This is a genomic window from Methylobacterium iners, assembly GCF_022179305.1.
Classification (GTDB): domain Bacteria; phylum Pseudomonadota; class Alphaproteobacteria; order Rhizobiales; family Beijerinckiaceae; genus Methylobacterium; species Methylobacterium iners.
This window is the reverse complement of the sequence record NZ_BPQP01000027.1, coordinates 1-19,295: the sequence shown is the minus strand read 5'-3', so window position 1 is coordinate 19,295 and position 19,295 is coordinate 1. Positions and strand designations below refer to the sequence as shown.

Genomic DNA, 19,295 nt, shown 5'->3' with positions numbered 1-19,295 from the left:
CCCCTCCCTGGCCCACAAGGCCCCGGCGCCGCCGCGATCCTGGCGCGAGCGCTGGCTGGCCTTCCGCACCCGCACGATCGCGAATCCCGCCTTCCAGCGCTGGGCCGCGAGCTTCCCGCTCACCCGCCGCATCGCCAGACGCAACACCCGCGCGCTGTTCGACCTCTGCGCCGGTTTCGTCTATTCGCAGGTGCTGTTCGCCTGCGTCCGGCTCGACCTTTTCACGATTCTAAGCGAGGGGCCGCTCGCCCCTGAGGCGCTGGCCGGTCGCCTCAGGCTGCCGCCGGAGCGGACCCTGCGGCTCCTCAAGGCCGCCACCTCGCTTGATCTCCTCACCGTCCTGCCGGATGGCCGCTTCGCGCTCGCCGATCTCGGAGCGGCGCTCGTCGGCAATCCCTCGATCGCGGCGATGATCGACCACCATTCCATGCTCTACGAGGATCTCAGCGATCCCGTGGCGCTGCTGCGCGGCGAATCGGGGCCGACCCGGCTCGGCGGCTACTGGCCCTATGCCGACCGCACGAAGGCCGACCTGATCGGCGAAGGGGGTGTGGCCGCCTACAGCGCCTTGATGGCGGCCTCGCAGGCGCTCATCGCCGAGGACATCCTCGACGCCTATCCGGTCGCCCGGCACCGCTGCCTCATGGATGTCGGGGGCGGGGAGGGTGCCTTCCTGCGCGCTGCGGCCGCCCGGGCGCCTGCCCTGTCGCTCCAGCTGTTCGATCTGCCGCCTGTGGCGGAGCGCGCCGCGCGTCGCTTCGCCGAGGCCGGGCTGGCATCGCGCGCAGCCGCCCTCGGCGGCAGCTTCCTCGACGACCCGCTGCCCACGGGCGCCGACGCGATCTCCCTGGTGCGCGTCGTCCACGACCACGACGACGAGGTCGTGCGCCTGCTGCTGCGCCGCGTCCACGACGCCCTGCCGTCGGAAGGAACCCTGATCCTGGCGGAGCCGATGTCGGGCACGGACGGGGCCAAACCGATCGCGGACGCGTATTTCGGCTTCTACCTGCTCGCCATGGGAAGCGGGCGCTGCCGCAGCCTGCCGGAGCTGAGCCGCCTCCTGAGCGAGGCCGGGTTCGTGGGTGTTCGCGAGGTGGCGACGCGACGTCCCCTGTTGACGCGTCTCGTCACGGCCCACCGCGATCCCTCGCACACGTAAATAAGAGTTGACGTACCAAAGTGTCTATCTAGGATGACACATTGAAGGCGTTCTTGAGTGGCGCCGCAGAACGAAGGGAGGGTCTGATTACCATGCATGCTCTCGCCGTCGTCCTGGAACAGCCCGAACATCTCAGCCTCAACCGCCTGGCCCTCGACGCTCCCGGCCCCGCCGACGCGGTCGTCGCCGTGCGCTGGAGCGGCATCAGCACCGGGACCGAGCGCCTGCTCTGGTCCGGCCGGATGCCGGCCTTCCCCGGCATGGGCTACCCGCTGGTGCCGGGCTACGAGTCGGTCGGCGAGGTGGTGGAGGCCGGTTCCGAGTCCGGCACCCGGGTGGGCCAGACCGTGTTCGTTCCGGGCTCCCGCTGCTTCGGCCCCGTCCGCGGCCTGTTCGGCGGCGCAGCCTCCCACCTCGTCAGCGCGGGCTCACGCCTCGTCCCGATCGATGCGAAGCTCTCCGAGCATAGCATCCTCATCGCGCTCGCCGCCACCGCCCACCACGCGCTCTCCGAGGTCGTGCCGGGCCGCCGCTCCCTGATCGTCGGTCACGGCGTGCTCGGGCGCCTTCTGGCCCGGCTGACGCTTGCCGCCGGCGGCGAGCCGGTGGTGTGGGAGACGAACCCGATTCGGGCCGCGGGCGATCACGGCTACGCCGTCCTCGCGCCCGAGGCGGACGCACGGGCGGACTACGCCGCCATCACCGACGTCAGCGGCGATTCCGCGATCCTCGACCGGCTGATCGCCAGACTGAGCCCCGGCGGCGAGATCGTGCTCGCCGGCTTCTACGAGGCGCCGCTCGCCTTCGCCTTCCCGCCGGCCTTCCTGCGCGAGGCCCGCATCCGGGTCGCCGCGCAGTGGCGGCCAGAGGATCTCGCAGCCGTCACAGCCCTGATCACCGGCGGCCGCCTCTCCCTCGACGGCCTGATCACGCATCGCCGCCCCGCGGCGGAGGCGGAGCCGGCCTACCGCATGGCCTTCGGCGATCCCGAATGCCTGAAGATGATCCTCGATTGGAGAGCCGCCGCATGAACATGCACCTGAACGGCGCGGCCCTGAAGGCGACCGAAGCGCTGCGCGCCGAGGCTGGGATCGACCCCGATCCGGTGCCCGTCGCCGCGACCAAGGAGACGCAGATCATCGCGATCTACGGCAAGGGCGGCATCGGCAAGTCGTTCACGCTGGCCAACCTCAGCTACATGATGGCCCAGCAGCGCAAGAAGGTCCTGCTCATCGGCTGCGACCCGAAGAGCGACACGACGTCCCTGCTCTTCGGCGGCCGCGCCTGCCCGACCATCATTGAAACGTCCACCAAGAAGAAGCTTGCCGGCGAGCAGGTCGCCATCGGCGACGTCTGCTTCAAGCGCGACGGCGTCTACGCGATGGAGCTCGGCGGGCCGGAGGTCGGCCGCGGCTGCGGCGGGCGCGGCATCATCCACGGCTTCGAGCTGCTGGAAAAGCTCGGCTTCCACGAATGGGGCTTTGACTACGTCCTCCTCGACTTCCTCGGCGACGTGGTCTGCGGCGGCTTCGGCCTGCCGATCGCCCGGGACATGTGCCAGAAGGTCATCGTCGTCGGCTCGAACGACCTGCAGTCGCTCTACGTCGCCAATAACGTCTGCTCGGCGGTGGAATACTTCCGCAAGCTCGGGGGCAATGTCGGCGTCGGCGGCCTCGTCATCAACAAGGACGACGGCACCGGCGAGGCCCAGGCCTTTGCGCAAGCGGTCGGCATCCCGGTCCTGGCCTCGATCCCGGCCGACGACGACATCCGCAAGAAGAGCGCGAATTACGAGATCATCGGCCGGCCCGAGAGCCCCTGGGGCTCGCTCTTCGCGGATCTGGCGCAGAACGTCCACGACGCGGCGGCCAACCACCCGACCCCCCTGAGCCAGGATGGGCTGCTCGGCCTGTTCAAGGGCGAGGCCGTGGGCCGCGGCGTCACGCTCGTGCCCGCCACCTTCGAGGACATGTGCGGCACGGCGCAAGTCGTGAAGCCGTCCCTCGAAGTCGTCTACGACGAGGTCTGACGCACATGGCCGTCACCCTCGACATCGCCGATCTCCGCGCCCGCAAGGAGCGCCCGGCCTCGACGCTCGCCGCCGAACCGGTGAACCTCGCCGCGGCGACGTCCGACGGGCTCGGCTGCCACGCCGGCAAGGATGCGATGAAGGCTGCGGCCAACGCCGCCGGCATGAGCGAGACCCTGGCGCAATACGCCAAGGACTACCCGCAGGGTCCCCACGACCAGCCCCAGAGCATGTGCCCGGCCTTCGGCTCGCTGCGCGTCGGCCTGCGCATGCGCCGCACGGCGACGATCCTCTCGGGCAGCGCCTGCTGCGTCTACGGGCTCACCTTCACCTCGCACTTCTACGGCGCGAAGCGGACGGTCGGCTACGTGCCCTTCAATTCCGAGACGCTGGTCACGGGCAAGCTGTTCGAGGACATTCGCGAAGCGGTGTGCGAGACGGCCAAGCCCGCCGATTACGACGCCGTCGTCATCATCAATCTCTGCGTGCCCACCGCCTCAGGCGTGCCGCTGCGCCTTCTCCCGAAGGAGATCGACGGCGTGCGCATCATCGGGATCGACGTGCCGGGCTTCGGCGTGCCGACCCATGCCGAGGCCAAGGACGTGCTCGCCGGCGCGATGCTGAAGTTCGCTCGCACGGAAGCCGAGCAGGGGCCCGTCCAGGCGCCCCGCACCGGCCGCTCCGAGCGCCCGACGGTGACGCTGCTCGGCGAAATGTTCCCGGCCGACCCGGTCGTGATCGGCGCCATGCTCGAGCCCCTCGGCCTCGCTGCCGGCCCCGTGGTGCCGACCCGCGAATGGCGCGAACTCTACGCCGCCCTCGACTGCGCCGCGGTGGCGGCGATCCATCCCTTCTACACCGCCTCGATGCGCGAGTTCGAGGCCGCCGGCCGGCCCATCGTCGGCTCGGCGCCGGTGGGTCACGACGGCACCGCCGATTGGCTCGACCGGATTGGCGAGACCTGCGCCGTGCCGCGCGCGACCGTCGAGGCCGCCAAGAACCGGTTCCTGCCGATGATCAGGGGCGCGCTCGCCGCGACTCCGATCAAGGGCCGCATCACGCTCTCGGGCTACGAGGGCTCCGAGCTTCTGGTCGGGCGCCTCCTCGTCGAGAGCGGCGCGGACCTCCGCTACGTCGGCACCGCCTGTCCGAGGACGCCCTATTCCGAGGCGGACCGCGACTGGCTCGAGGCCCACGGCGTCCAGGTCCGCTACCGCGCCTCGCTGGAAGACGACCTCGCCGCCATGCACGAGTACCGGCCGGCCCTTGCGATCGGGACCACGCCCGTCGTCCAGAAGGCGAAGGCACTGGCCATTCCCGCCCTCTACTTCACGAACCTCATCTCCGCCCGCCCGCTGATGGGCGTGGCCGGCGCGGGCTCGCTCGCCAAGGTGATCAACGCCGCCCTCGGCAACCAGCATCGCTTCGACGCCATGCGCGATTTCTTCGCGGGCGTCGGCGAGGGCTACGCCGCCGGCATTTGGGAGGAGGTCCCGCAGCTCCGCCAGAACGTCGCCTCGGCCACTCGGGCCAAGCCCGCTCACAATCCGATCGGGGAGATGGCCTGATGCTCGTCCTCGATCACGACCGGGCCGGCGGCTACTGGGGCGCCGTCTACGTCTTCACCGCCATCAAGGGCCTGCAGGTCGTCATCGACGGTCCCGTCGGCTGCGAGAACCTGCCCGTCACCTCGGTGCTGCACTACACCGACGCGCTGCCGCCCCACGAACTCCCGATCGTCGTCACGGGCCTCGCCGAGGAAGAGCTCGGCCGCCACGGCACCGAGGCCGCGATGAAGCGGGCGCATGCGACCCTCGATCCGGGCATGCCGAGCGTCGTCGTGACCGGCTCCATCGCTGAGATGATCGGCGGCGGCGTGACGCCGGAGGGCACCAACCTCCAGCGCTTCCTGCCCCGCACCATCGACGAGGACCAGTGGCAGACGGCCGACCGGGCCATGTCCTGGCTCTGGCAGGAATACGGGGCGAGGAAATTCGCCAAGAAGGGCATCCCGGCCCGGCCCGAGCGCAAGGAGGGCGTGAAGCCCCGGGTGAACATCATCGGCCCGGCCTACGGCACCTTCAACATGCCGTCCGACCTCGCCGAGATCCGCCGCCTCGTCGAGGGCATCGGCGCCGAGGTGAACCTGGCCTTTCCGCTGGGATCCCACCTCGCCGACGTGCCCAAGCTCGTGAACGCGGATGCCAATATCTGCCTCTACCGCGAGTTCGGGCGGCTCCTCTGCGAGAGCCTGGAACGCCCCTACCTGCAGGCGCCGATCGGCATCCACGCCACCACCAAGTTCCTGCGCAAGCTCGGCGAGATCCTGGGGCTCGACCCCGAGCCCTTCATCGAGCGCGAGAAGCACACGACGATCAAGCCGGTCTGGGACCTGTGGCGCTCGGTGACGCAGGATTTCTTCGGCACCGCGAGCTTCGGCATCGTCGCCTCGGAGACCTATGCCCGCGGCGTCCGGCGCTTCCTCGAAGACGAGATGGGCCTGCCCTGCAACTTCGCGATCTCGCGCCTTGCCGGAGCGAAGACCGACAATGCGGCGGTCCGCGAAATGATCGCCAAGAACCCGCCGCTCGTCCTGTTCGGCTCCTTCAACGAACGCATGTACGCGGCCGAAGCCGGATGCCGGGCGGTGTTCGTGCCGGCCTCGTTCCCCGGCGCCATCATCCGGCGCCACACCGGGACGCCGTTCATGGGCTTCTCCGGGGCGACCTACCTCATCCAGGAGGTCTGCAACGCCCTCTTCGACATGCTCTTCCACATCCTGCCGCTGGCCCGCGACATGGATGCGGCCGTCGAGGCGACGCCGGCCCGGCTCCATCGCGAGCTCGCCTGGGACGACGACGCCCGCACGCTGCTCGACGACCTCGTCGAGCGCCAGCCGGTTCTGGTGCGCATCTCGATGGCCAAGCGCCTGCGCGACGCCGCCGAGCGCGGCGCCCGCACCCAGGGCGCCCCGGAGGTCGGCGAGGTCCATGTCGCCCGCGCCCATGACGCTCTCAAGCTCGGGGTCGCCGCATGACCGCCTCAGCCGCCCCGCGCCACGCCTTCACCTCGCCCTCGGCCCAGCCGCACTCCGCGGTTCGCCACATGGAGACCCACGCCATGCCCCGCACGCTCAGCGCGACCTCCTCTCGGCAGCATCAGGACGAGATCCAGTTCCGGGTCATCCTGGCCGCGACCTACCCGTTCTTCCTGGTGGCCGCCATCGCCCAGCGCCTGGCGCCCGCGGCGAGCGCGCGCCCGCTGCCGGTGCAGCGCCGCTCGGTCTTCGCGGAGGCGAAGGCCATGGCGGTCCAGGCCATTCCCTTCGCCTTCATGGGCTGACGCGCGCCGGGCCGTCCACGGCCCGCGCGCCCGGTCGAATGGGGAGAAGATCCGTCGGGCCGCTCGCGGTCCCGACGATACCCGCTGCGCCTGAATCGCGCGGCCAGTCAAAGCGGAGGTTCGATCGATGGCCAATGGAATAGTCGAGAAACCGAGCAGCCTATCCGGGCTGACGGAGCCTGAAGCGAAGGAGTTCCACGCGATCTTCCTGACGAGCTTCATCATCTTCACGGCGATCGCCGTGGTCGCGCACATCCTCGTCTGGTTGTGGCGCCCCTGGCTGCCGGGACCCAAGGGCTACGCCGCCCTCGACAGCGTGACGAGTGCCGCCCACGGCCTCGTCTCCATGATCTCCTGAGGAGGACACCATGCATAAGGTTTGGCTTCTCTTCGATCCGCGCCGCACCCTCGTGGCGCTCTTCACCTTCCTGTTCGTCCTGGCGCTGCTGATCCACTTCATCCTGCTCAGCACCGAACGGTTCAACTGGCTGGAAGGCCCGAAGGCACCCAGGGCTGCGGATGCGCAGTCCCTCGTGCTGCCGACGATGCCCGCCTGACGAGGGCGGAGCACGCCGGGGCTCCCTCTCCGAAGGGGAGAGGGCTGGGGTGAGGGGCGTGGCCGCTCCGAGGATGTCACACACCTCACCCCGTCCCTCTCCTTCCGAGAGAGGGAACCCGCGATTGTCCGCGGATGAGCCTCCGACTTGGGTCGGGGCCCGTCCGCGGCACCAAACAACACCGTGAGCAGGTGAGGCCGGGAGGGTTTCGCGATGGCGATGCTGAGTTTCGAGCGAAAATATCGGGTTCGCGGCGGCACGCTGATCGGCGGCGACCTGTTCGATTTCTGGGTCGGCCCGTTCTACGTCGGCTTCTTCGGGGTCACGACGATCTTCTTCTCGGTGCTCGGCACCGCGCTGATCATCTACGGCGCGGCGCTCGGCCCGACCTGGAACATCTGGCAGATCAACATCGCGCCGCCGGACCTCAAGTACGGGCTGGCGCTGGCGCCGCTCAAGGAGGGCGGCCTCTGGCAGATCATCACCTTCTGCGCCATCGGGGCCTTCGTCTCCTGGGCGCTGCGCGAGGTCGAGATCTGCCGCAAGCTCGGCATGGGCTACCACGTGCCCGTGGCCTTCGGCGTGGCGATCTTCGCCTACGTGGCGCTGGTGGTGATCCGGCCCTTCCTGATGGGCGCCTGGGGGCACGGATTCCCCTACGGCATCCTCTCCCATCTCGATTGGGTCTCGAACACCGGCTACCAGTACCTGCACTTCCACTACAACCCGGCGCACATGCTCGGCGTGACGTTCTTCTTCACGACGACGCTGGCGCTGGCGCTCCACGGCTCGCTGATCCTGTCCTCGACCAATCCCGGCAAGGGCGAGGTCGTGAAGACGCCCGAGCACGAGGACACCTTCTTCCGCGACTCCATCGGCTACTCGATCGGCACGCTCGGCATCCACCGCCTCGGCCTGTTCCTGGCCCTTTCGGCGGGCTTCTGGAGCGCGGTGTGCATCATCATCAGCGGACCGTTCTGGACCCAAGGCTGGCCGGAATGGTGGGGCTGGTGGCTCAATCTCCCGGTCTGGCGCTAAAGAGGGACCTGTCACGCCATGGCGTATTATCAGAACATCCTCACGCAGGTGCAGGTCCGCCCGGTCGAACCCGAGTTCGGCGTCCCCGTCGCCGTCGACCGCCGCTGGGGCCGGCCCTTCAACAGCTACCTGATCGGCCTGTTCGGCAACTCGCAGGTCGGCCCGATCTACGGCGGCTATCTCGGCATCCTGTCCTTCGTCTGCGGGCTGATCGCCTTCGAGATCATCGGGCTCAACATGTGGGCCTCGGTGAACTGGGATCCGGTCCAGTTCGTGCGCCAACTGCCCTGGCTCGCCCTCGAACCGCCCCGGCCCCAATACGGGCTGAAGATCCTGCCTCCCCTCGAAGAGGGCGGCTGGTGGCTGATCGCCGGCTTCTTCCTCACCGTCTCGATCCTGCTCTGGTGGGTCCGGCTCTATCGGCGCGCCAAGGCGCTCGGCATGGGGATGCACGTGCCCTGGGCCTTCGCCTCCGCGATCTGGCTCTACCTCGTCCTCGGCTTCATCCGGCCGATCCTGATGGGCTCCTGGAGCGAGGCGGTGCCCTTCGGCATCTTCCCGCACCTGGACTGGACCGCCGCCTTCTCGCTGCGCTACGGCAACCTCTTCTACAACCCGTTCCACATGCTCTCGATCGTCTTCCTCTACGGGTCGACGCTGCTCTTCGCGATGCATGGCGCCACAATCCTCGCGGTCGGCCGCTACGGCGGCGAGCGTGAGATCGACCAGATCGTCAACCGCGGCACCGCCACCGAGCGCGCCGCCCTGTTCTGGCGCTGGACCATGGGCTGGAACGCCACGATGGAATCCGTGCACCGCTGGCAATGGTGGTTCGCGGTCCTGACCACCCTCACCGGCGGCATCGGCATCCTTCTCACCGGCACCGTCGTCGACAACTGGTACCTGTGGGCGGTCAAGCACGGCGTCGCGCCGCCCTATCCGCAGGTCTTTCCGACCATCGTCGATCCCCTGAGCGCACCGGGAGGCACCCCATGAAGACCCTGCTCGCCGTCGCGGGCGCCGTCGCCGCCCTCTTCCTCACCATCGCGATGTTTGGGACGGCGGGCTGGACCCACCCGCCCCTCGTCTCGAGCCAGAACGGCTTCCGCGGCACCGCGATGGGCCAGGTCGAGAACCGGGAGGCTGCGGCCGAGGTCAAGGCCGCCAACGTGGCCCCGGCGCCCGCCGACCCCGTCGATACGGGCGGGGAGCGGGCCGGCCAGACCTATCAGAACGTCCAAGTGCTCCAGAACATCTCCACGGAGCAGTTCAACCGCCTGATGGTCTCGATCACGGAATGGGTCTCGCCCGAGCAGGGCTGCGCCTATTGCCACAACGTCGAGAACATGGCCGACGACAGCATGTATCAGAAGCATGTCGCCCGGCGGATGCTGCAGATGACCCAGCACATCAACGCTGACTGGAAGGGCAACCACGTCGGCGGCGCCGGGGTGACCTGCTACACCTGCCACCGCGGCAATCCCGTGCCGCAGAACATCTGGTTCACCGATCCGGGGCCGAGTGCCATGTCGGGCTTCCGGCCGCGCAACAACGGACAGAACATCGCCGCGAAATCGGTGGGGCTGTCCTCGCTTCCGTACGACACCTTCACCGAGTACCTCGCGGACAAGGCCATCGACAACAACGCGATCCGCGTGAACGCGACCACGGCCCTGCCGACGGCGCCCGGCAAGCCGATCCAGCAGGCCGAGAAGACCTTCGGCTTGATGATCCACATGTCGCAGGGCTTAGGCGTCAACTGCACCTACTGCCACAACACGCGGGCCATCGCCGACTGGTCGGAGAGCACCCCGAGGCGCACCACGGCCTGGCACGGCATCCGGATGGTCCGGGACATCAACGGCAACTTCATGGAGCCGCTGACCTCGACCTTCCCGCCCCACCGCCTCGGCGTGCTGGGCGACGTGGCGAAAGTGAACTGCACGACCTGCCACAACGGCGTGAACAAGCCGCTGAACGGTGCCAACGTGATCGACGCCTATCCGGAGCTCGCGTCGAACACCGCCGCGCCGGCGGCCCCCGCACCCGCTGCGCCGGCGGCTCCCACACCGGCGACGCCGCCCGCGGCACCGCAATAGCACGGCCAACGAACCTCGAGGCCCGGGAGCCGGCAGCGGCTCCCGGGCCTTGCCTTGTCTCGTAGCAAGCCCATCGCGGCGCCGAGGGGCCAAGCGGGCTCTCAGCGCCGGCTCACCTGGGAGAACCAGGCACCGGAAGGCCGCGGATCGCAGCCTCGGTGACGTCCGCCCAATGCGTCGGATCTCCCTCCGGCGTGACGCGCAGGTGATGCCGCTCGGGCGCCTCGAAGAGCCTGTTGGTATCGGCGAAGCGACCGGCCGGGATGCGGTCGACGAACACGACGAAGGCCTCGCCGCCGGCCGTGAACGCCGCCCGGGTTTCGGCCGTCGGACAGACGAAATCGGCGATGACGAAGGTGCCGGTGACCGCGACCCTGTCGCAGAGCCAGCCCATCCGCCGGGCCTGCTCGATCCGATCGGCGGGCGCGAAGCCGAGGTCGCGGTTGATGTTCTCGCGAACCGCATCGGCGTTGAAATGCACGGCGTTCAGGCGCTCGGCCAGGAGGGTCGAGAGGGTGGTCTTTCCCGCGCCGGGGAGCCCCATGACCAGGATCTTCCGCAGCGACCCGCTCATCGTGAATCCGCTTCCTCCACCGCTCGGCATGGAGGGCGTATAACCGCCGCATCACATCTGGCCTAGGGGCGCCCCTGCAGGCAAACGTATCGCGCCGGCTTGGTTCCGTAAGGGGCCAGGATGGATCCCACCCCGCGCCCGAGAAGCGGCGTCTGGTTTTCATCGGCCGCGCATCGTAGAGAAACGGCAACGAAGAAGTCACGTCCGGACCGGTTTCGTCCGGGCGCGGCATGTGCCTGAGGAGTGCGCCGATGCCCCGTCCGTCGAACGCTTGCGCCGCGGCGCTGATCGCCCTTTCCCTCGGCGGTTGCCAGGCTCTCGGCGGGAGCACGGGGGTGATGCCGGAGAGCGAGGTCGGGCCGCCGCCCTCGATGCGCGGCGCGATCCCGGGCAAGGCGCGCGCCGCCGAGGTCGACCCGGACGGCGTTCCCCTCCAGACGGCACCGACCCGCCGCCTCGATCTGCCCAAGAGCGCGGCCGCAGGGCAGGGCCGGGCGAGCACTCCGCAGGAGCGGCGCATCCGGCGCGAGGAGTTGGAGGGCGCCGGGGAGGGCGGCGCGAGGGGCGGCGGCAGCACCCTCGGGCCGCAGATGGGCGCGAGCGGCGGCATGGGCGTCGGCGGCAAGTTCTGAGTCTCCTGAGCTGACGGCGCGTTCGGGGCCGCCGCGCGAGGTCCCCGCTCCTTGCCGTCGGATGACGGCCTCGCGAAGCCGGCTTCTCTTGGAGGCCTCAGGCCGCCGGCCCGGGTGCGTAGCGCCCGTCGAGCCGGGGCGGCCCGTCGCTGACGATGATCCCGCGCTCCACCAGATCCTCGAGATGGGCGAAGACCGAAAGGGCGGCGGCGCCGGTCAGGGCCGGGTTCAGGCCCTGGTAGATGGCGCCGACGATCGTCCGGATGTCGCGGTCGCCGCCCTCGATCCGCGCCCGGATCGCGGCTTCGCGCTGGCGGCGATGGCCACCGAGCGCGCGCACGAACCGGCGCGGCTCGCGGACGGGACCGCCGTGCCCGGGCCAGAACACCGCCTCGTCGCGGTCGCGGAGGCGATCGAGCGAGGCCATGTAGGCGCGCATCGAGCCGTCGGGCGGGGCGACGACCGTCGTCGACCAGGCCATGACATGGTCGCCCGAGAACAGGGCCGCGTCCTCCGGCAGCGCGAAGGCGAGGTGGTTCATGGTGTGGCCCGGCGTTTCGATGGCGCGCAGGGTCCAGCCCGATCCGGCGAGGACGTCCCCCTCCACCATGATCCGGTCGGGGTCGTGGTCCGGATCGGCGCCGGCATCGAGGCGGAGCTCGCCCTCGGCGAGGCCGCGGGCCGCCCGGTGCGGGCCGCAGCCGACGATCGGCGCGCCCGTGCGCTCGCGCAGCAATCTGGCTCCCGGCGAATGATCCCGGTGGGTGTGGGTCACGACGATCGCGGCGAGGCGCTCGCCGGCGATGGCGTCTATCAGGGCGGCGATGTGGTCCGGATCGGCCGGTCCCGGATCGAGGATCGCGACCTCGCCGGAGCCGACCACGTAGGAGCAGGTGCCGCTGGCGGTGAAGGGCCCGGCATTGCCGCAGACCCGCCTCCGGATCAGCGGCGACACCTGCCGGGTCTCGCCGCTCGCCGGCATCGTCCCGTCGAAGACCGGATCGGTCCCGGCGCTGGTGTTGGTCATGCCCGGTCCGGCCCCATCGGAGGGACGCGCCTACGCGATCGGGTGGGGCGTGACAATCGCGGGCGGCTCAGAGCTTGAAGGGCGAAGGCACCACCACCCGCACCGTCGCGAAGGAAGGCTCGACCTCGATCGGCGGCGCGAGCGTCTCGAATCCGCCGATCTGCGCGACACGGGTACGCGGGCCGCGATCGGCCGCGCGCAGGGCCTGACGGAAGGACCGGGCCTCGGCCTCGCGGCGGATCACGTCGATCTTGCGGTCGATCTCCTGGTGGGTCCGGCGGGAGAGCCCCTTGGCCTCGCGGAAATCCACGATCGTGAAGCCGCCGCTGCGCATCCGGGTCACGACGCGCGCACTCTCGGCGGTGGTGACGACGTCGCCGGTGCGCAGCGTGAGGTCGCGCGCGAGCGGCAGGGGCGGCAGCACGCCCCCCTCCGGCTGGCAGCCGCAATGGGCGACCCGCGTCGTCCGGAAGAGGTTCGCCGACGGCAGGGACCGGTAGGGCTTGCCGTCGAGGCCGACGGCCCGGTCGAGGTCGCTCTGGTTGCCGGCGAGCGTGAACAGGGCGGTCGGCGTGTTCGGGCAGGCGGCGGCGCAGGCCGCCTCGTGGACGGGAAGGTCCTTGCGGGAGCGCAGCTGCCCCAAGGGGAACAGGTAGCCGTCGCAGGCGCGCACGCAGACGGTGCGGGCCCCGAGCGCCGTGGTGGCCAGGGCCGCGCTGGCCGGGGCGGAGGACGCTCGGCTGGGCCGGCGCAACCGCGGCCGAGCCTCGCTTGCAAGCTCCACCCGCGGCCGCGGCGTGTAGGAGGCGGTACGCGGGGCGGCGATGCGGCGGGCATCCGGCAGCGACGCGTAGCGCCGCGGCTGCTGCGCCTGAATGCGGGGCTGGGGCGCCGCCGGGGGCGGACCCCGGAAGAGCTCCTCGAAGAATCCGAGGAGACCGCCGCGCTCGGAGGCCTGGACCAGGCTCGTTCCCGCCGTCACGCCGCCGAGGCCGAGGGCCAGGCCGGCGAGCGCCGTCGCGATCATCTGCCGGCGTGCGCGGGAGGGAACCAAGCGCGTCCAGACCATTCCCAAGCCTCCGTCCTCCCGATCGCCGGGCCTGGCGCCGCCCCCCGGAGAGGGTCTGCCCGCCGAGCCTGCGCGGCCGGTCCGGTTAGAGCGCAGCGCCCAGGGCGAGGCAACGGGGCAAAACCACCGAGAGCCCGGCAGGATCGGCCCGGGGGTCAGTCGCGGGTCAGCTCGGAGGGGAACAGGCCGAAGGCGGCCTTGAAGTGATGGCTGAAGCGGCCGGCATTCGAGAACCCCCACCGGCGCGCCACCGCCTCGATGGAATCGGCGCTCGTCAGGAGCTTCGCACGGGACCGCTGCAGCCGGACACGCCTCTGATACTCGGTGATGGAGAGGCCGACGAAGCGGCGAAAACCGTATTGCAGCGCCCGCAGGCTGACTCCAGCGAATCCGGCAATGTCCGTGGCGGGGGCGGGGGCCTGCGGATGCGCCTCGATGAAGTCGACCGCCGCCTTCACGTAGCGCGGCGCGATCAGGGGCGGCTCGCGTTCAAATTCCCGCGAGTAGGTGTGCGGCCAAGTCTCCAGGATGAAGTCGATCAGCACGGCCGGCATCCGCGCCGCCGTGAAGGGCGAGTGCCCGAGCGACTTGCCGAAGGTCTCGTCCGTCACGCAGGCGAGAAGGGTCGACAGGGCGCCATAGCGTATGGCCTGGGCCCCGATCCGCGGCGCGAACTCGATCTCCCGCGAGATCGGGCGGTCGATGAGGGCGGCCAGGCGCCGGGCCAGCACCCCGCGATCGATCGCGATGCTGCGCGTCCGGAAATCGGGCGAGTAGCACAGGGCTTGGCAGCCGGTGCCGTCGACCGCGAGCACCTCGTTCGGACCGGCCGAGGCGGGTTCACGGGTCCCGCTCACCTCTAGGCGCCCGGAAGTGGGCAGGACGAAGCCGACGGCATCGAAGGCCACGCGGGGCAGGATGCGCAGGCCGTCGACGATCTCGCTGCGGCTGAACCTGATGCCCGGCAGGGCACCGCAGGCCGCGCGAAGGCGCAGGCGCGGAACCCCGGCGAGGGGCACGACATCGACCGGCACGTACCAGCGGCTGAGCGACTCGGCGATCTGGTCGGCGTCCTGCCGCGTGCCGTCGACGATCATCTGCGAAAAATCGGAAGCTTGCCTCACCTTGCGTCCTGATCCCGGCCGGCGCGATTCATCCTGAAGGTTTCCTGCAGCCCCGCGACGGCCAAACCCAAGCTATCAGCAGTCTTTGTGAAAAACGATATCCAAACCACAGGCCATCCCAATTTTTATGCAGCCAAATACTTACTATCGAAATTATGAATGCATCCGACATCAGCGCGGGAGGGCGGCGGGGTCAGACCATGACCGCGATTTACTACCCGTGCCGCCTTGCCGCGACGAGACTCGCTTGGGACGATGGAGCGGCAATCTCTGACCCTTTCCCCATGGCATCACCATGGACCCGTCCAGGCTGGCATGCACCCCTGGCAACCACGGATCGAACTTAGCCATTTATCTCGATTATAGCACCTGCTATGAACCCGGCCGTTGCAACGGGTGAAACGGGTCGTGGACGTGCTGCAGGACGATCGGGCGTGGCGCTTCAGCCGCGGAAATGAGGACGAGCCGAGCCTCGGCCGCCTGAACGGGAGCGTGCCGGTGCAGGCCACCGGCACCTGGCTCCGGCGCCTGATGGGCTTCATCGGCCCCGGCTACATGGTCTCGGTCGGGTACATGGACCCGGGCAACTGGGCGACCGACATCGCCGGCGGCTCGCAGTTCGGCTACACGCTGCTCGCGGTCATCCTGCTCTCGAACCTGATGGCGATCGTGCTGCAGGCGCTCGCCGCCCGGCTCGGCATCGCGACGGGACGCGACCTCGCCCAGGCCTGCCGGGACGCCTATCCGAAGCCCGTCGGCTTCGCCCTCTGGCTGATCTGCGAGGCGGCGATCATCGCCTGCGACCTCGCCGAGGTGATCGGCACCGCCATCGCCCTCAAGCTGCTGTTCGGCATCCCGCTCGTGGTCGGGGCCGTGATCACGGCGCTCGACGTGTTCCTCGTGCTGCTGCTGCTGCGGCGCGGCTTCCGGGCGCTCGAAGCCTTCGTGATCGCGCTGCTCATCGTGATCTTCGTCTGCTTCGGCATCCAGATCGCGCTGGCCGCGCCGCCGGTCCAGGCGGTGCTCGCCGGGTTCATCCCCTCGACCGAGATCGTGACGAACCCGGCCGCCCTCTACATCGCCATCGGCATCATCGGGGCCACCGTGATGCCCCACAATCTCTATCTCCACTCCTCGATCGTTCAGACGCGGAACTATCCCCGCACGGAGGAGGGCCGGCGCGGCGCGCTGCGCTTCGCCGTCACGGATTCGACGATCGCGCTGATGCTGGCGCTCTTCGTCAACGCCTCGATCTTGATCATGGCGGCCTCGGTCTTCCACGCGAGCGGCCGCACCGAGGTGAACGAGATCGAGCAGGCCCACGAGCTGCTCTCGCCGCTGCTGGGCGTGGGCATCGCCTCGACCCTCTTCGCCGTGGCCCTGCTCGCCTCGGGCCTGAACTCCACGGTGACGGCGACGCTGGCCGGCCAGATCGTGATGGAAGGCTTCCTGCGCCTGCGCATCCCCGACTGGGCACGGCGGCTGATCACGCGCAGCGTCGCGATCGTGCCGGTCGTGATCGTGACGGCGCTCTACGGGGACGCGGGCACGGCCAAGCTCCTCGTGCTGAGCCAGGTCGTGCTCTCGATGCAGCTTCCCTTCGCGGTGATTCCGCTCGTCCGCTTCGTCTCGGACCGTTCCAAGATGGGCAGCCTCGTCATCCCGACCTGGCTGAAGCTTCTGTCCTGGGCGATCACCGGCATCATCGTGGCGCTCAACCTCAAGCTCCTGTTCGAGACGATCTTCGGCGGCTGACGGCGCATGCCGGCGACGTGGCCCCGTTGCGCCGATGATTATACCAATTGCTATACCTTGAAGGGAGGTCTTCATGATGCGTGCGAACCGGATAGGCAGGCCCGCCGCGTCTGCGGCCTTCCTCGGCCTCCTTCTCGCCGTCGCCGGCCAGGGACCGGCCTCGGCCGAGCCGCACGGGATCGATACCGAGCACCTGTTCGGCTTCACGGAAGGGTCGGATATCGGCGTGCCGGGCGAGCGGGAGCTCGAATCCGAGACCACGAGCCGCGTCGGCAAGCGCGGCGGCCGCTTCAGGGCCTTCGACAGCGGCCTCGCGCTGAAGATGCCGCTGACCGACTGGTTTCGCGTCGCGCCGGGCATCAGTTTCGCGGCCTACGACATCGGGGGCGTGCCGGGCCTCGCCGACCGCTCCGTCGGCACCTTCAGCGGCGCCTTCGTCGAGGCGCGCTTCCGCCTGCTCCGGCGCGATGCGGCGCCTTTCGGCCTCACGCTGAACGTCGTGCCGAGCCTCGGACGGATCGATGCCGGCACCGGCCAACGAGTGCGCAGCTACGGCAGCGAATTCGGCCTGCTGGTCGACCGCGAGCTGATCCCGGGACTGGTCGTGGGTGCGATCAACCTCGGCTACGGCCTGGCCTCAGTCCGCAGCGATGCGGGCGGCGCAACCGCGGAGGGCTCGAACCTCGAAGTCGCCGGGGCCCTGGCCTACCAGATCCAACCCGGCCTGTTCCTGGGCGGAGAGGCCCGTTACGTGCGAGCCTATGGTGGGCTGGCGCTCGAAGACTTCGCGGGCGACGCGGTCTATCTGGGGCCTACGCTCTACACCGCCCTGTCGGAGCGTGCCTGGCTGTCCTTCACCTGGGGTAGACAAGTCCACGGACGGGCGGTCGGCGAGCGGGGTGACCTCGACCTGACGACCTTCGACCGTCACCAGCTGCGGCTCAGGATCGGCTACAGCTTCTAAGCCCTGCCGATCGCCGGTGGTTCAGCGGCTCCGGCCGGAGCGCACGCGGACGGGAACCGGCTGCGGCGCCGGACCGGCCCCTTCGAGAAGCCGGCCGGCCTCCCGGGCGATCGCCTCGGCGACGGCCGCGACCGCCTTCATCAGGCGACGCGCGGGGGAGGGGGAGGCGGTTTCTCTCATGATGTCATCCACGAGCAGGGCCTGGGGACGAACGCGACGCCGCCGGGTGGGTTCCGACATCGCCGCACACCCAATCTGGCAAGCATTCAGGCTGAGCGCGAGGGGCCACGGCGATCCGCCGCAGCGGCGGTGCCTGCCCAACTCGTGACCCAACTGTGACGAAAGCGTGGCAGCCCCAGGAACCCTGTCGGAGGACTTGACGTTGATGGTGTCATGAGGTCGCGGCCTAGACGTCGCGCCGTTGGAGAAGGATCAAGCACATGCTCGGTTGGGCCGTAACATTCCTGGTCGTGGCGCTCGTCGCCGCCCTGCTCGGCTTCGGTGGCATCGCCGGAACCGCGATGGAAGCCGCCAAGCTCGTCTTCTTCGTCGCGATCGTCCTGTTCGCCATCTCGGCCGTCATCGGCCTGATGCGCGGCCGGTCGTCGACGCTCTAGAGGCGGTTCCGGGACCCGCGTCCCGTCTCAAGCAAGGGGGCCGCTCCGCTCAGGCGGGCGGCCTCTCTCGCTTCGGTGCCTAGGAGGGACGGTCGGAATCGTCGAGCCGATCGATCAGGTCGCGAAAACGATCGGGAACGGGCTGCTGGACGATGGCGTCGTACATCGTTCGAAGATGCAGTCCGATGCGCTTCTGGGTCTGGTCGCTCAGTCCCGTTCCCTGGGCGCCGCTGCACACACCCGCCGTGCGGTCCCCTGGCGAGGACCCGGCGGACTTTCCGTCATCGTTCATTCAACGATCCCCTGCTGCCGACGGCCGGCAGCGCCGCGATTGTTTTGCGGCTTGACATAGGTCATGGCTGCAGCAGCAACGCTACGGCACGGGATCGGTTCCGCGCTCAAGGGAACGGAGCTGGACCGTCCGCGTTAGCGCGGGAAGTCTTGCAAGAACGGCGAAGCCGAAGGGGACCGGATGTCGACAGCTCAATTGGTGGTGCAGCACCTTCCTTACCTGCGCCGCTACGCCCGCGCCCTGACGGGCAGTCAAGTGGCGGGCGACGCCTACGTCGCCGCGACGCTCGAGACGCTGGTCAACGAACCCGAGACCCTCGGCCGCAGCAGCAACGTCAAGGCGGATCTGTTCCGGGTCTTCACCCGCATCTGGAACTCGCTGTCCGTCAACGGCCACAGCGAGCAGGTCCAGCACGATCTGCCGGCGGAGGTCCGCCTCGGTCAGATCACACCCCTGCCGCGCCAAGCCTTCCTGCTCTCCTGCCTCGAGGGCTTCTCCGAGGAGGATGCGGCGATCATCCTCGACGTGGACGTCGCGCAGGTGCGCGACCTCGTCGACGAGGCGGGTCGCGAATTGGCGGCCGACATGGCCACCGACATCTTGATCATCGAGGACGAGCCGCTGATCGCGATGGATCTCGAGGCCCTCGTCGAGGGGCTCGGACACAACGTCATCGGCGTGGCGCGCACCCGGACGGAGGCGGTCAAGATCGCTTCCGAGGGAACGCGGCCCGGGCTGATCCTCGCCGACATCCAGCTCGCCGACGGCTCGTCGGGCCTCGATGCCGTGAACGATCTCCTGAAGACCTTCGAGGTGCCGGTGATCTTCATCACCGCCTATCCGGAGCGGTTCCTGACGGGCGAGCGGCCGGAGCCGGCCTTCCTCATCGCCAAGCCGTTCCAGCCGGCCAACGTGTCGGCCGTGATCAGCCAGGCGCTGTTCTTTCAGCAGAGCGCCCGTCGCCGCGAGGCCAAGTCAGCCTGACTTCAGCCCAAGGCCCAGACATGAGAAAGGCCC

The 19,295-nt window shown here is 69.5% G+C and carries 22 protein-coding genes; 16 read left to right on the top strand and 6 right to left on the bottom strand.

The annotated features are described in order from the left end of the window. The first annotated feature begins 7 nt into the window (after window positions 1–7). From MFF55_RS09105 to pufC, 11 genes are all read left to right on the top strand, one after another. On the top strand, window positions 8–1,159 hold the full coding sequence (locus MFF55_RS09105) for a methyltransferase (protein ID WP_373874768.1): 1,152 nt from the start codon (window positions 8–10) through the stop codon (window positions 1,157–1,159). Between the two features lie 92 nt (window positions 1,160–1,251). Then, window positions 1,252–2,190 (top strand): chlorophyll synthesis pathway protein BchC, encoded by a 939-nt coding sequence (gene bchC, locus MFF55_RS09100; RefSeq protein WP_238243767.1) that lies wholly within the window; start codon window positions 1,252–1,254, stop codon window positions 2,188–2,190. Then, on the top strand, window positions 2,187–3,188 hold the full coding sequence (locus MFF55_RS09095) for a chlorophyllide a reductase iron protein subunit X (RefSeq protein WP_238243766.1): 1,002 nt from the start codon (window positions 2,187–2,189) through the stop codon (window positions 3,186–3,188). The genes bchC and MFF55_RS09095 overlap by 4 nt, the downstream gene beginning before the upstream one ends. A 5-nt stretch (window positions 3,189–3,193) precedes the next feature. Continuing rightward, on the top strand, window positions 3,194–4,756 hold the full coding sequence (gene bchY / locus MFF55_RS09090; protein WP_238243765.1) for a chlorophyllide a reductase subunit Y: 1,563 nt from the start codon (window positions 3,194–3,196) through the stop codon (window positions 4,754–4,756). Beyond that, complete coding sequence (bchZ, locus tag MFF55_RS09085) at window positions 4,756–6,225, top strand: chlorophyllide a reductase subunit Z (RefSeq protein ID WP_238243764.1); 1,470 nt, start codon at window positions 4,756–4,758, stop codon at window positions 6,223–6,225. Before bchY ends, bchZ begins: the two co-directional genes overlap by 1 nt. A gap of 83 nt (window positions 6,226–6,308) precedes the next feature. Continuing rightward, window positions 6,309–6,530, top strand: a complete 222-nt coding sequence (locus MFF55_RS09080; protein WP_238243857.1) for a hypothetical protein — start codon at window positions 6,309–6,311, stop codon at window positions 6,528–6,530. A gap of 127 nt (window positions 6,531–6,657) precedes the next feature. After that, window positions 6,658–6,888, top strand: coding sequence for a light-harvesting antenna LH1, beta subunit (gene pufB, locus MFF55_RS09075; RefSeq protein ID WP_238243763.1), 231 nt, complete (start codon window positions 6,658–6,660; stop codon window positions 6,886–6,888). A 10-nt stretch (window positions 6,889–6,898) separates the two neighbouring features. After that, the gene (gene pufA / locus MFF55_RS09070) at window positions 6,899–7,087 is read left to right on the top strand and encodes a light-harvesting antenna LH1, alpha subunit (RefSeq protein ID WP_238243762.1); all 189 of its coding nucleotides are present in this window, start codon (window positions 6,899–6,901) and stop codon (window positions 7,085–7,087) included. A 213-nt stretch (window positions 7,088–7,300) separates the two neighbouring features. Further along, entirely contained in the window at window positions 7,301–8,125 is an 825-nt protein-coding gene (gene pufL, locus MFF55_RS09065) for a photosynthetic reaction center subunit L (RefSeq protein WP_238243761.1), read from the top strand. A gap of 18 nt (window positions 8,126–8,143) precedes the next feature. Further along, window positions 8,144–9,121, top strand: coding sequence for a photosynthetic reaction center subunit M (gene pufM, locus MFF55_RS09060; RefSeq protein ID WP_238243760.1), 978 nt, complete (start codon window positions 8,144–8,146; stop codon window positions 9,119–9,121). Continuing rightward, window positions 9,118–10,224 carry a photosynthetic reaction center cytochrome PufC gene (gene pufC / locus MFF55_RS09055; RefSeq protein ID WP_238243759.1) on the top strand — a complete coding sequence of 369 codons (1,107 nt, stop codon included), beginning with the start codon at window positions 9,118–9,120 and terminating at the stop codon, window positions 10,222–10,224. Before pufM ends, pufC begins: the two co-directional genes overlap by 4 nt. Before the next feature lie 112 nt (window positions 10,225–10,336). Here pufC and MFF55_RS09050 read toward each other — a convergent pair whose 3' ends face one another. Beyond that, window positions 10,337–10,798, bottom strand: coding sequence for an adenylyl-sulfate kinase (locus MFF55_RS09050; RefSeq protein WP_238243758.1), 462 nt, complete (start codon window positions 10,796–10,798; stop codon window positions 10,337–10,339). Between the two features lie 251 nt (window positions 10,799–11,049). On the opposite strand from MFF55_RS09050, the gene MFF55_RS09045 reads away from it, so the two are divergent. Next, entirely contained in the window at window positions 11,050–11,430 is a 381-nt protein-coding gene (locus tag MFF55_RS09045; RefSeq protein WP_238243757.1) for a hypothetical protein, read from the top strand. Window positions 11,431–11,527: 97 nt separating this feature from the next. Here the strand turns inward: MFF55_RS09045 and MFF55_RS09040 are convergent, their stop codons facing one another. From MFF55_RS09040 to MFF55_RS09030, 3 genes are all read right to left on the bottom strand, one after another. Then, on the bottom strand, window positions 11,528–12,457 hold the full coding sequence (locus MFF55_RS09040) for an MBL fold metallo-hydrolase (protein WP_238243756.1): 930 nt from the start codon (window positions 12,455–12,457) through the stop codon (window positions 11,528–11,530). A 67-nt stretch (window positions 12,458–12,524) separates the two neighbouring features. Next, window positions 12,525–13,526 carry a DUF2865 domain-containing protein gene (locus MFF55_RS09035; RefSeq protein ID WP_238243755.1) on the bottom strand — a complete coding sequence of 334 codons (1,002 nt, stop codon included), beginning with the start codon at window positions 13,524–13,526 and terminating at the stop codon, window positions 12,525–12,527. A 155-nt stretch (window positions 13,527–13,681) separates the two neighbouring features. After that, entirely contained in the window at window positions 13,682–14,650 is a 969-nt protein-coding gene (locus MFF55_RS09030; RefSeq protein ID WP_238243754.1) for an AraC family transcriptional regulator, read from the bottom strand. Window positions 14,651–15,058: 408 nt separating this feature from the next. On the opposite strand from MFF55_RS09030, the gene MFF55_RS09025 reads away from it, so the two are divergent. Both MFF55_RS09025 and MFF55_RS09020 read left to right on the top strand, forming a co-directional pair. Then, window positions 15,059–16,405: an Nramp family divalent metal transporter gene (locus tag MFF55_RS09025; protein ID WP_283206720.1), complete on the top strand. Its 1,347-nt coding sequence runs from the start codon at window positions 15,059–15,061 to the stop codon at window positions 16,403–16,405. A gap of 73 nt (window positions 16,406–16,478) precedes the next feature. Continuing rightward, complete coding sequence (locus tag MFF55_RS09020) at window positions 16,479–17,369, top strand: DUF6662 family protein (RefSeq protein ID WP_238243753.1); 891 nt, start codon at window positions 16,479–16,481, stop codon at window positions 17,367–17,369. A gap of 21 nt (window positions 17,370–17,390) precedes the next feature. Here MFF55_RS09020 and MFF55_RS09015 read toward each other — a convergent pair whose 3' ends face one another. Continuing rightward, window positions 17,391–17,549, bottom strand: a complete 159-nt coding sequence (locus MFF55_RS09015; RefSeq protein ID WP_238243752.1) for a hypothetical protein — start codon at window positions 17,547–17,549, stop codon at window positions 17,391–17,393. Window positions 17,550–17,809: 260 nt separating this feature from the next. Between MFF55_RS09015 and MFF55_RS09010 the strand changes: the two genes are divergently transcribed. Next, a complete protein-coding gene (locus MFF55_RS09010; RefSeq protein WP_017486158.1) occupies window positions 17,810–17,986 on the top strand; it encodes a DUF1328 domain-containing protein in 177 nt (58 codons plus the stop codon). Window positions 17,987–18,065: 79 nt separating this feature from the next. On the opposite strand, the gene MFF55_RS09005 is transcribed toward MFF55_RS09010, so the two are convergent. Then, complete coding sequence (locus MFF55_RS09005) at window positions 18,066–18,278, bottom strand: NepR family anti-sigma factor (RefSeq protein WP_238243751.1); 213 nt, start codon at window positions 18,276–18,278, stop codon at window positions 18,066–18,068. 180 nt (window positions 18,279–18,458) lie between these two features. Between MFF55_RS09005 and MFF55_RS09000 the strand changes: the two genes are divergently transcribed. Beyond that, window positions 18,459–19,262, top strand: a complete 804-nt coding sequence (locus MFF55_RS09000) for a response regulator (protein WP_238243750.1) — start codon at window positions 18,459–18,461, stop codon at window positions 19,260–19,262. The last annotated feature ends 33 nt before the right edge of the window (window positions 19,263–19,295 follow it).